Annotated in this window: 11 protein-coding genes and 1 tRNA gene; 3 read left to right on the top strand and 9 right to left on the bottom strand. The window is 52.8% G+C overall.

The window, feature by feature from the left end; genetic code table 11:
• Window positions 1–72: 72 nt before the first annotated feature.
• The 9 genes from HMPREF1628_RS09030 to dnaA all read right to left on the bottom strand — a co-directional run bounded on the left by HMPREF1628_RS09030 (window position 73) and on the right by dnaA (window position 10860).
• Window positions 73–219: a hypothetical protein gene (locus HMPREF1628_RS09030; protein ID WP_156956937.1), complete on the bottom strand. Its 147-nt coding sequence runs from the start codon at window positions 217–219 to the stop codon at window positions 73–75.
• 32 nt (window positions 220–251) lie between these two features.
• Window positions 252–325 (bottom strand) — tRNA-Ile (locus tag HMPREF1628_RS07100).
• A 119-nt stretch (window positions 326–444) separates the two neighbouring features.
• Window positions 445–852, bottom strand: a complete 408-nt coding sequence (locus HMPREF1628_RS07095; protein WP_034500681.1) for a DUF3566 domain-containing protein — start codon at window positions 850–852, stop codon at window positions 445–447.
• Window positions 849–3485 carry a DNA gyrase subunit A gene (gyrA, locus tag HMPREF1628_RS07090; protein ID WP_034509934.1) on the bottom strand — a complete coding sequence of 879 codons (2637 nt, stop codon included), beginning with the start codon at window positions 3483–3485 and terminating at the stop codon, window positions 849–851. The genes HMPREF1628_RS07095 and gyrA overlap by 4 nt, the downstream gene beginning before the upstream one ends.
• Before the next feature lie 48 nt (window positions 3486–3533).
• Window positions 3534–5564: a DNA topoisomerase (ATP-hydrolyzing) subunit B gene (gene gyrB, locus HMPREF1628_RS07085; RefSeq protein WP_034509931.1), complete on the bottom strand. Its 2031-nt coding sequence runs from the start codon at window positions 5562–5564 to the stop codon at window positions 3534–3536.
• A gap of 306 nt (window positions 5565–5870) precedes the next feature.
• Window positions 5871–6488 (bottom strand): DUF721 domain-containing protein, encoded by a 618-nt coding sequence (locus HMPREF1628_RS08720; protein WP_052038972.1) that lies wholly within the window; start codon window positions 6486–6488, stop codon window positions 5871–5873.
• Window positions 6485–7768: a DNA replication/repair protein RecF gene (gene recF / locus HMPREF1628_RS07075; RefSeq protein ID WP_084703310.1), complete on the bottom strand. Its 1284-nt coding sequence runs from the start codon at window positions 7766–7768 to the stop codon at window positions 6485–6487. Before recF ends, HMPREF1628_RS08720 begins: the two co-directional genes overlap by 4 nt.
• 90 nt (window positions 7769–7858) lie before the next feature.
• Entirely contained in the window at window positions 7859–8995 is a 1137-nt protein-coding gene (gene dnaN, locus HMPREF1628_RS07070) for a DNA polymerase III subunit beta (protein WP_034509928.1), read from the bottom strand.
• Between the two features lie 389 nt (window positions 8996–9384).
• The gene (gene dnaA / locus HMPREF1628_RS07065) at window positions 9385–10860 is read right to left on the bottom strand and encodes a chromosomal replication initiator protein DnaA (protein ID WP_034509925.1); all 1476 of its coding nucleotides are present in this window, start codon (window positions 10858–10860) and stop codon (window positions 9385–9387) included.
• A gap of 423 nt (window positions 10861–11283) precedes the next feature.
• Here dnaA and rpmH point away from each other — a divergent pair, with 423 nt between their 5' ends.
• Genes rpmH through yidD form a run of 3 tightly spaced genes read left to right on the top strand, consistent with a single transcriptional unit; the run spans window position 11284 to window position 12053 of the window.
• Entirely contained in the window at window positions 11284–11421 is a 138-nt protein-coding gene (gene rpmH / locus HMPREF1628_RS07060; RefSeq protein WP_034509921.1) for a 50S ribosomal protein L34, read from the top strand.
• A complete protein-coding gene (rnpA, locus tag HMPREF1628_RS08900; protein ID WP_084703308.1) occupies window positions 11422–11775 on the top strand; it encodes a ribonuclease P protein component in 354 nt (117 codons plus the stop codon). It begins immediately after the preceding gene.
• Window positions 11772–12053, top strand: coding sequence for a membrane protein insertion efficiency factor YidD (gene yidD / locus HMPREF1628_RS08895; protein WP_083309351.1), 282 nt, complete (start codon window positions 11772–11774; stop codon window positions 12051–12053). Before rnpA ends, yidD begins: the two co-directional genes overlap by 4 nt.
• Window positions 12054–12063 lie beyond the last annotated feature (10 nt).

Raw genomic sequence — 12063 nt, 5'->3', positions numbered from 1 at the left:
CTCGAACCCCTAACCCCCTGCTTGCAAAGCAGGTGCGCTACCAATTGCGCCATAGCCCCTATTGGGAATCTGTTAGTCCATCGCGTTAGATGGTTCAGCCTGGACGGGCTGCCACAGATTCTTATCGTCTGAAAGATCGCGGGTGATCTGGTAAGTCACAAGACCTACTGTACCAACGATCCCACCAATAACTAGATTTCGTAGTCCTTCGCGAATCACACGAGCCTCCGTTACTGTGCTTCAAACGCCTGTGGGCCTAGCTGGACTCGAACCAGCGACCTCTTCCTTATCAGGGAAGCGCTCTAACCGACTGAGCTATAGGCCCTTGCGCTCTCGCACCAAATAAGATTACCCAACGCAGTTGGACAATTCCAAACTGCCATCAGTGACAATCCTTACATTAGACGGATTTAGAGCGACCAGCACTTTCGTTTCGCAGGTTGGTTATTCGTCCATGAGGGTGACTCGCACGCCGCCCACAAGCGCAGCGACGAGATTATAAATGAGCGCACCTAGCGTGGATAGCGCCGTGAGGATCACGATGTTTACCACACCCACAAGAGTTGCCATGGACATCACCTGCGGCAGGCGAGCGTAGTCAAGTAGCTTGACGAACGATTCGGCACCAATACTGACCAGGAAGTGTTCGATGTCGGCAAATACGTGCATGCCATCGAGCATCAGCCAAATCACAAAAGACGCAATAACCGTTGCAATTGCAAATGCCACAGAAAGCATGAAGCTGACCTTCATGACGGTCCATGGATCAACTCGGGCAACTGCCAGCATTACCTGATGCGGGGTGTCCTGCTCCCAATCTTGCTGAACGTCAGATCGCGAGGCGTCGCTCATTCGTCACCTTCCTCATTTCGCGCCGCGGAATCGGGTTCGACTCCTTCGGCAACCTCAGTTGCGTTTTGCGCTTCCGCGGTTGCTGTGGCCTCATCACCTGAGTCTACTGCCTCGGAATCGTCATCCAACTGTGATTCCAAGTTTTTAGTGATTGCGATAATGCGGTCATCCTTGGAGGGGCGCGCGAAGGTCACGCCCTGCGTGTTACGACCGGTGCGCGGAACTTCGCTTACCGCGCTACGAACGATGTTGCCGCTCTCCATGATGACAAGCACTTCGTCCTCTTCGGTGACTTCAAGGCCAGCTACGAGGTCGCCGCGCTCATCCACGAGGTTCGCTACCTTGACGCCAAGGCCGCCGCGGCCGCGCGTCGGGTAAGTGTCGATAGCGGATCGCTTGGCGAATCCGCCTTCTGTGATGACAAGGAGGTCACGCCCCTCATGTACAACGTCGAGGGAGAGCAAGTAGTCCCCGTCGCGGAACTTCATGCCGCGCACACCTGACGTTGCGCGGCCCATCGGACGCACAGATTCGTCACTTGCTTCGAAGCGCAAAGCCTGCCCCATCTTGGAAATGAGAATGAGGTGCTGGTCGGCATTCACAAGCTTTGCCGATACCACCGCGTCTGGCTCGCCATTGACGTCCCGAAGGTTGATTGCGATCAGGCCACCGCTTCGCGGCGAGTTGTAATCCTGAAGGGCGGTCTTCTTGACCAGGCCCGACTTGGTTGCAAGAACCAGGTAATCGGCTTGGTCGTAGTCCTTGATAGCGAGGACGTCGCTGATCTCCTCATCCGGTTGGAATGCCAAGAGGTTCGCAACGTGCTGTCCGCGCGAATCGCGGCCACCCTCAGGGATCTCGTACGCCTTGACGCGGTAAACGCGGCCAAGGTTTGTAAAGAACAGCAACCAGTGGTGGGTCGTAGTGACAAAGAAGTGCTGCACAACGTCATCTTGACGTAGCTTCGCACCCCGAATTCCCTTACCTCCACGGTGTTGACTCTTGTAGGAATCCACGCGGGTGCGCTTTGTGAAACCGTCACGGGTGATTGTGACAACCACGTCTTCCTCGGGGATGAGGTCTTCCGTGGACATTTCGCCCGAGAACGGAACGATACGCGTGCGCCTATCATCACCGTACTTCTCGACGATTTCCGCAAGCTCCTCTGAAACGATCTGACGCTGACGCTCCGGCTTTACGAGAACGTCTTCAAGATCCGCTACGCGAGCAGAAAGCTCTGCGTGCTCGTCCAGGATCTTCTGGCGCTCGAGTGCCGCTAGGCGACGAAGCTGCATAGCTAGAATTGCGTCTGCTTGAATCTCGTCGATCTCGAGGAATTCCATAAGGCCTGTGCGCGCATCGTTCACGGTTGGTGAGCGCCGGATCAATGCGATCACTTCGTCAAGTGCGTCAAGTGCCTTCAGGTAGCCGTTCAGAATATGTAGGCGCTCGCGTGCCTTCTCTAGGCGGAACTTGGTGCGCCGAACAATAACGTCAATCTGGTGCTTGGTCCAGTAGTAGATGAAGCCATCAATGGAAAGCGTACGGGGAACACCGTCGACGAGGGCAAGCATGTTCGCAGGGAACGAATCTTGCAACTGCGTGCGCTTGTAAAGGTTGTTCAGCACAATCTTGGCAACCGCGTCACGCTTCAGGACGAGCACAAGACGCATGCCGGATCGACCCGAAGTCTCATCGCGGATATCCGCAATGCCCTGAATTACCCCATCCTTTGCGAGCTGCGCAATCTTGGATGCGAGGTTGTCTGGGTTGACCTGATACGGCAATGAGGTGACCACCAGGCAGGTGCGGCCCTTGATTTCTTCAACTGTAACGTCTGCGCGCTGCACAATCGGCCCGCGCCCGGTGCGGTAGACCTGCTCAATGCCGGATTTACCGAGGATCGTTGCGCCCGTCGGAAAATCAGGGCCCTTAATGATGCCGAGGAGTGCTTCTAGAAGCTCTTCGCGGCTTGCTTCCGGATGATCGAGGTGCCACTGCACGCCCTGAGCAACCTCACGCAGGTTGTGCGGCGGGATACGAGTGGCCATACCAACTGCAATACCCTCAGACCCGTTCACCAGGAGATTTGGGAACCGTGCCGGCAATACCGTTGGCTCCTGGTTACGACCGTCATAGTTGTCAATAAAGTCAACTGTCTTTTCGTCAATATCGCGAACCATCTCCATAGCCATGGGATGCATGCGACACTCCGTATAACGCGGAGCAGCGGGGCCTAGGTTTCCTGGCGAACCAAAGTTACCCTGGCCGGCCACCAGGGGGTAACGCATGGACCAGGGCTGTACGAGGCGAGCGAGCGCATCGTACACCGAGGCATCACCGTGCGGGTGGTAGTGAGATAGCACGTCTCCAACTACGCGCATCGACTTGTAAAAACCCGCGTCTGGCCTGTAGCCGCCGTCATACATTGCGTAGAGAATCCGTCGGTGTACCGGCTTCAGACCGTCACGAACCTCAGGCAGTGCGCGTCCCACAATTACCGACATTGCATAGTCGAGATAGGAGCGTTGCATCTCAACTTCAATGTCAACGTGGCTAATCTTCTGAGCCACCACGGCACCGGTCTGTTCGGTTGCGGCTACCTCATCAGGAGTCTGATTTTCGTCACTCACGTTATTTCCGTCCCTTATAAGCTTTCGATCCGAATTTGACCAGGTTGACTAGAAGTCTAGGAAGCGCACGTCCTGTGCGTTGCGCTGAATAAACGAACGCCTAGATTCCACGTCGTCCCCCATCAGAACGGAGAACACTTCGTCAGCTGATGCCGCCTCGGCAACATCTATCTTCTTTAGTAGTCGCCTTGAAGGATCCATCGTGGTGTCCCAAAGCTCGTCGTGGTTCATCTCGCCAAGACCCTTGTAGCGTTGCACGCCACCGGTCTTAGGAAGTCTGTATCCCGCATTCTTACCCGCTGCGAGTTGTTCGTCACGCTCCCTATCGGAGTAAACGTACTCGTGTGGCGCATTGGTCCACTTGAGCCGGTAGAGAGGCGGCTGCGCCAGATACACGTGGCCCTCTTCCACCAACGGACGCATGTAGCGGAACAGCAAAGTCAGTAACAAAGTGGTGATGTGCTGGCCATCAACGTCAGCATCCGCCATCAGCACGATCTTGCCGTAGCGAATCTTGGAGATATCAAATTCCTCTCCAATACCCGTGCCGAGTGCGGAAATGAGGTCGCGGATTTCGTTGCTGTCCAGCGCGCGATCAACGCGTGCCTTTTCAACGTTCAAGATCTTGCCGCGCAAAGGCAGGATGGCCTGGTGCTCAGGATCCCTGCCCATAACGGCGGAACCACCCGCCGAGTCGCCCTCCACAATGAAGATTTCACAGTCTTCCGGGTTACGCGACGAGCAGTCGCGGAGCTTACCCGGCATCGATGCGGATTCCAGAACGCTCTTTCGCCGGGTCGCTTCCCTTGCCTTGCGCGCAGCTAGGCGCGCCTCCTGAGCAGCCAGAGCCTTGAGGATGATTGCTTTCGCATCGGTCGGATGCGCATCAAACCAGTCACCGAGCTGAGTGTACACCTGCTGCTGCGTGAAAGTTCGAGCCTCGGCGTTACCGAGCTTGGTCTTGGTCTGACCTTCGAACTGCGGCTCTGTGAGCTTTACCGACACAACAGCGGTTAGGCCCTCGCGAATATCATCGCCCGTCAGGTTGTCCTGCTTATCCTTAAGGATCCCCTTCTCACGCCCGTACTTGTTGACGATGGAAGTTAGCGCGGAACGGAAGCCTTCCTCGTGCATACCACCCTCAGTGGTATTGATTGTGTTCGCGTATGTGTGGATCGTTTCGGAGTAGGAGCGGGTCCACTGCATCGCGATTTCAATAGACATGGAGCCTTCAGCGTTCTCATTTTCAAAGTCAATTATTTCGCTGTTGATGACTTCAGCCTTCTTCGTCTTGTTAATGAAGTTGACGTAGTCACGCAACCCGCCCTCGTACATGTAAGTAACCTGGCGGAAACCGGAAATTGGATCGTCATTTGATCCGAGGTCGTCCCCGGTGATCTCGTCACCCTCGTCAATAACACCTGGACGTTCATCCGTGAGGGTGATCCGCAGGCCCTTGTTCAAGAAGGCCATCTGCTGGAAGCGGCTGCGCAAAGTCTCGAACGAAAACTCAACGGAATCAAAAATTGAAGGATCCGGATAGAAAGTTTGAGACGTGCCGGTCTCGTCGGTCTCTTCTCCGCGAACAAGATCAGTGAGGGGGTGCCCGCCGTTACCGAACGTCTGCCTCCACACGTAACCCTGACGGCGCACCTCTGTTTCCACGCGAGACGAAAGCGCGTTGACCACGGAAATACCCACGCCGTGCAAACCACCGGACACAGCGTATCCACCGCCTCCGAACTTTCCGCCCGCGTGCAAGATGGTCATTACCACCTCGACGGTTGGGCGACCTTCCGTGGGATGCATGTCCACAGGAATACCGCGGCCATTATCTTGAACCGTGACTCCGCCGTCCTCGCGGATCGTAACTTCAATATGGTCACAGTATCCGGCCAGCGCCTCATCAACTGCGTTATCAACGACTTCGTACACCAGGTGGTGAAGACCGCGCTCGCCGGTTGAACCGATGTACATACCCGGTCGTTTGCGAACAGCTTCTAGGCCTTCCAAAACGGTAATGTTCGATGCGTCGTAACCACCATTTTGCTGTGCCTGGCGGGCTTCTAGGTCAGCCAAACTAGCCCCTTTCTAGCGGGAAGCAAACTGCGCCCGGGCTAAACCCGAAAGATCAATCAGATGCGGGATTTCAAGCCACGGGAAGATGACTGTCAAAAACCGCATAAACACGCAGATTTACACTTAAAAACCTTTATAATCTTACCACTTTTTGTCATATCCACAGATTCGAGCAACGCACTCTAGGTCAGTCAACCTTGTAATTCAAAAACCCCAAAAATGTCGGTTAAAAGTCATTCACAACGGTGGGAAAACCTGTGCATAACTTTTACAGGCGTGTTTAATGTGCCTTCCTTAGTGAATCTCTCAGCCGTATGTATCACGCGGACCGCGACCAGGAACGTGTAAGCGGCCCTTTCTCCACGACGGTGCCTGAGGTCCTCTTATAATGACCTGCTTTACCGCATTCTCTCCAAAAGTCTGTGCGATCTGCTTCTCTAGCGTAGGGAGCAAAAGCTTCATTTGATTCGCCCAGGCGGTTGATGAGGTCTTAACCACAAGGACGTTGTTTTCAAACGTCTCCACCTTGCAGTGCTGCGCAACTGAAGGACCGACAATACTCGGCCACCTAGCTGCGATCGTGGCAATGCTTAGCACTGAAGACCATCCGAGCCTGTTGACCAAATTGCCAATTACGTTGTCCACCGGTTGCGGATCATACTTTGATGGACCGGTACCCAGTTTGGAGGTGGCAAGCCCTTCCTTAGAACCCTCGTGATCGTAGCTGTAACCCCTGCGACCAGATCTGCCGCTATTGCCACGAAATGAGCTAGCGCGTGATTTACCACTGCACTCACTGAGCAGCCTAGCCTTGGCAGCCGTCTCCGGATAGTAACCAGATTCTTGTGCAAGTTGCTTTTGCCGGCGCACAGCCTCCTGGGCATAACTAGCCGCCCTGACTTCAAACTCATTATTTGATGTCATGGAGCACTCGCCTCATCAGAACCTGTGGAATGTACATCATCAATTGACGTAGTTGACTTCTCGTAAATATCTGCTGTTAGAGACTCTCTGACAATCGAGCCCTCCCGCCGGTCAAGGTGAACCGTCATTACCGTCGCGTCGAGTTCTGCAGGCAAATCCGTTCCAACCGCTGCGGTTATGAATACCTGCTGCGCCCGATCTATGGCTCCCAATACGGCGTCTCGTCGTTTACCGTCGAGCTCGGAAAACACATCATCCAAAATCAAGATAGGAGGATCCAGTTCCTCACCAGTTCCTGCTTCGCCAGCAAGAGCCTCAAATGCGCCTAGTCTCAGAGCTAGTGCAACCGACCAGGATTCGCCGTGGGAGGCAAAACCTTTGACCGGCATCTCATCGAGAGTCATCCCAAGATCATCCCGATGAGGTCCGATTAAATTCACGCCCCGTGCAATCTCTTGGTCAACCGCCTGACTCAGCGCGAGTCGAAGTCGTTCCTCGTATGCCCCGGGCTCTTCGAGAACTTGCGAAAATAGATCTCCAGTATCAACGTGGTCAACCTCATTTAACGAGTGCTCATACCTTAGAGCGAGCTTGCGAGCTTCCTCAGAAACGATGTCATGAGCAAGAGTAACGGGTTGATTTAAAGCTTGAACAGTCTTCAAACGGTATGCAAGTACCTGCCGGGCCAGCGGAATGTACTGCTCATTCCAGATCTCTATACCCGAATAGTCTACGTGCCTACCCGCTCTACGATCTTTTCCCAACTGTTTTAACAGAGCCGCACGCTGTTTTGCCACCCGATCAAAATCGTTTTTTACAGCTCTGGCAGCGGGCCACATTTGTGTTGCTATTTCATCAAGAAACTTGCGTCGGCCACTTGGATCACCCTTGACTAGGTCGAGGTCTTCGGGAGCAAATACGACAACTTTGACAACTCCCATTAACTCAGTTGGACGTACTGGCGCACGATTAAGCTTGGCTCGGTTTGCGCGTCCGCGAATAATTTCCAGCTCGACTACGCGGTCTCTGCCTCCGGTTCTTACCTTCGCGCGTACTACTGCGCCGGCTGGGGATTGCTCATCTGATTTAGCAAATCGCACGAGAGCAGTGTCCGCTGCCACGCGGTGTGAAGAAAGATTTGCAAGGTATGCAATAGCTTCTACGAGATTAGTTTTGCCCTGTCCATTGCGGCCTAGTAGAACTGTGGTGCCCGGTGCAAACTCAACAACTGCGTGTTTGTAGGACCGAAAGTCATCAAGAGCTAGATGCGAGATATACATGTCTTCTCCTCACTAGCTAATCGTTGACTTTTTCCTTAGCAATCAGTGCATTCATCCACGTGCGAATATACCGCGGTGCCGCTAGTGAAATCAGATTCCAAAACGGATAGGCATAATGAGGTACTTGAAGGAATCGTCTTGATTACCAGACTCATCTTTTTGTCCGGTAATTACTGCAGGTTTAGCGGCATCGATGAAAGAGAAACGGACGTGGCTTGTGTCAATTACGCCAAGTCCACCTTCAAGGAATCTCGGGTTAAACGCAGTAGTCAAGCTACCGCCTTCGACGGTCGCGGCTACTACTTCAGAGGCCTGTGCGTTGTCGTCGGTACCCGCTTCTAGATTCACTTGGCCGTCTTCAAAACCGAGACGAACAGAAGTACGTTGCTCTGCTACCAAAGATACGCGCTTGACTGCCTCTACAAGCTCGTGGCGATCGACCACTGCCTGAATCTGCGCATCATCGGGGAATAGACGACGTACCGGCGGGTAGTCTCCATCCATGAGTGTTGACGTGGTGCGCTTGGAGCCAGATACAAAACCGATTAGAGAGTTCGCTGCGCCCGCTGCTTCAGTGTCGAAGGCTAGTTCAACACTTCCCCCTGAAGTCATCGACTTTGCGACATCACCAAGCACCCGCGCCTTCACCAAGAGAGCTGTGGAAATACCGGGCTGAGCCGGCTCCCACTTAAACTCACGCATGGCTAGACGGTAGCGGTCTGTGCCCAAAAGCGTAATCGTGTCATCCTCAATTTCCATCCGCACGCCAGTTAAAAGTGGAATGGTGTCATCAGAGGATGCTGCAACTGAAACTTGAGCGATGGCTTGCGCAAAAACCTGGGCATCAATAGTTCCGCGTACCTCGGGCATCACTGGCAACGGAGGATATTCATCAACCGACATCGTGGCCAGGGTGAAATGAGAGGTGCCGCAATCCAGGCTCATTTTCGGGCCTTCAAGCGTGAACTGAACCGGTTGATTGGGCAAAGACTTAGCGATCGATGCAAGCAGGCGACCAGAAACTAGGGCTTCTCCTACAACATCAACGGTTGCTGGAATTTCTGAACGCATTGAAATTTCATAGTCAAATGATGAAAGCGTAAGAACTCCATCGGCTGCTTCCATGCGAACACCGGCGAGAATAGGCACGGAAGGACGCGTGGGAACTGTACGTGCAGTCCAATTAACGGCTTCAGATAGCACGTCGCGCTCAACGGTGAACTTCACAGTCCGCCTCACTTTCAATCATTAGTACTAGCTGTTTCACTTTACGTTATTTTATCCAATTAGGCACGTTGCTGGATCACACTCCAGCGCTGATGCAAGGTGCCACGCCGCGAACCTGCAATCCACAGATTTTTCTTTTCTGTGCGGACATAGAAATAATAATTTGTAATTCCAGTAGTAGTCATAGGCGTTGTGCAAACTGTGGATAAGTCGATTGTTCGCTGATCTGGTGCACTTTTATATTGTTAATGAAATCTGGATAACCCTGGTGATTGAGAATATTAGTTGTGAATTAGGGAATTACCTATAGAAATATATCCACAGAATTTCGTGGTACTAGGTAAAGAATCAGCCCGTTATCCACATGAATTCACAAAACCATGTGGATACTACTGGCTTTGCCGCGCCTGAGCGCGGATTCGACTGATGAGTTCGGTGACGTGATTGTAGATCTCACGTTTCATTGTCATTTGATGCGAGATTTTTTTATTGGCGTGCATAACAGTCGTGTGATCACGGCCCCCAAATGCCTGGCCAATCTTGGGTAGAGAGAGTTCGGTCAGTTCGCGGCACAGATACATGGCAATTTGCCGCGCCTCGACAATTTGGCGGGATCGGTCAGCTGAGTTCATTTGTTCAATGCTGACCTGGAAGTAGTCAGAAACCTGCCCCATGATCATTGCGATCGTGATCTCGGTGTCATCCGGGTCTGAAAGAACGTCTTTCAGAACCACTTCTGCAAGCGACCTGTTGATCTCTTGATTAGTGATCTGCGCGTACGCCGTGACGCGAAGTAATGAGCCTTCAAGTTCGCGAATATTTGAGGAAATTCGCGAGGCGATGAACTCTAGTACCTCATCATTGACATCGAGGTTCTCCGCGATAGCTTTCTTACGCAAAATAGCGATACGGGTTTCTAGATCCGGTGGCTGAATATCAGTGAGCAGCCCCATTTCGAAGCGCGACCGCATGCGGTCACCTAGGCCCTCGAGCTTCTTCGGCGGCACATCCGAGGTGATAACAACCTGCTTGTTCGCGTTGTGCAACGTGTTGAAAGTGTGGAAAAACTCTTCGACTGTCTGTTCTTTGCCCTGGATGAATTGGATGTCGTCAATGAGCAGGATGTCTACCTCACGGTAGCGACGTTGAAACTGCTCGGCGCGGTCGTCTCGAATTGAGTTAATGAAGTCATTTGTGAACTCTTCTGAACTCACGTACTTGACCTTCAAATTCGGGTAGAGCGAAAGCGCGTAGTTACCAATCGCGTGCAGCAGGTGGGTTTTACCCAGTCCCGAACCGCCGTAGATAAAAAGAGGATTGTAGGCTTTGGCTGGCATTTCACCCACGGCCGTAGCTGCGGCGTTAGCAAAACGGTTGGAAGAGCCGGTAACGAAAGTATCGAAGGTGAACTTGGGATTGAGTCTTGAGCCAGAAAGATCAATCGGCGAGGACGTAGCTTGGTTGCCCGCTTGGATTGGGCGCACCTCAGTTTCGACCTTCCCTGCAGTGGAGGGACGCGACTGTGACAGGCCAGCAATATCCACGGCAGGAGCTAACTCTTCAGCCTGCTCAGCTTTATCAATCTCGGCTTCGACTTCCTCGTTGAGAGATGGATCAACCGTGATCGCGATCCGAACGGATGATCCAACATAGTTTGAAAGAGCGCTACAAATAGCGTCATTGGCGTTCTTTTCAATAAAAGTCTTAGTGAACTCGTTTGGGACTGCCACTAAGATGGTGCCTTCCAAGTCGCCGAGTGGACGCGTTGTAGACAAGAACGCTTTAACGGATGGACCAATTTCGTCGTCTTTTAAAAGGTCCGCTATAACGGTGTTCCAAGCGGCGCCTAACTTTTTGCCGTCCACCTCAGCTCCTTCTCCAAACGTGACGTAACACACGGCTGATCATTCAACTTCCCTTAGTTTGTCATTTTTGCACCTAATTAGTGAAGTTATCCCCACAATGGGGAAAACTTTGTGGATAACACGAAAAGAACTACACGAATGTGGTTCCCACTGTTTACACGCAATTAAGTTTCGTATACAACGATTTCGTATTGAACTTATGCACAGCCACAACTGTGTAGTTATGCCCAGAGTTATTCACAGTTGGTGATCGTAAATGTGGTGAATCTCGTTTCCTACCACGTTGACTAGACGAAAAGCAATCAATAAGCTGGATCGTTGTATGTGCAGACACTGCACCATTTAGTGCGCGCTTTTTGCGTTAGCAGTAAATGCGGAGATAGGGAGGGCCCTTCAGGCGCCCTCAAGCCTGAGGAGATCAAAGTGACGAAGCGTACTTATCAGCCGAATAACCGCCGCCGCTCCAGGAAGCACGGCTTCCGCCTGCGTATGCGCACGCGTGCAGGACGCGCAATCTTGGCAAACCGCCGCCGCAAGGGCCGCAAGCAGCTATCTGCCTGAGTGCTATCAGCTCAAAGCCGCTTACGAGACCCGGAGCTATTTCGCAAAGTATTCCGCTTTGGTGAACGCGCGGGCAACCGGAAGTTAGTAGTTCACGTACTGACCGGCGAGGTTTCTCAAAATGAGCGCCTCGTCGGTTTCGTCGTACCTAAGAAGGTATTTGCCCGGGCAGTTGCTCGCAATAAAGTGAAGAGGCAGTTGCGGCATATTTGCCGTGACAAAGTGAAAACACTTCCACCTCGCACCGTCCTCGTGATTCGAGTTCTCGAAGGAGCTCGCGGTAGCGACTACCATGAACTTGAAGAGGCAGTAGATGATGCGCTTTCACGTGCACTAGCGCGGAGCGCGAAATGAACCCTATTTCGCGTATCCTGGTAGCGCCTGTACGCTTCTATCAGAAGTTCATATCGCCGGGAATGCCGCCAACCTGTAGGTACTATCCGAGTTGCTCCAGCTACGCTGTCAAGGCGTTGGAAGTGCACGGACCTGCTAAAGGGCTAATACTTGCGACGTGGCGGCTGCTCAGATGCAATCCGTGGTCATTGGGCGGTGTGGATCACGTGCCCGATAAGGGTAAGTGGAAACCAGAGCCCTACGTGAGGCCAAAAGACGACGAATGGGAAGAACCCTAAAATAAGTAAG

The sequence above is a fragment of the Actinomyces sp. S4-C9 genome, from assembly GCF_000758775.1.
Taxonomy (GTDB): Bacteria; Actinomycetota; Actinomycetes; order Actinomycetales; family Actinomycetaceae; genus Gleimia; species Gleimia europaea.
This window is presented reverse-complemented; position numbering and strand designations above follow the sequence as displayed.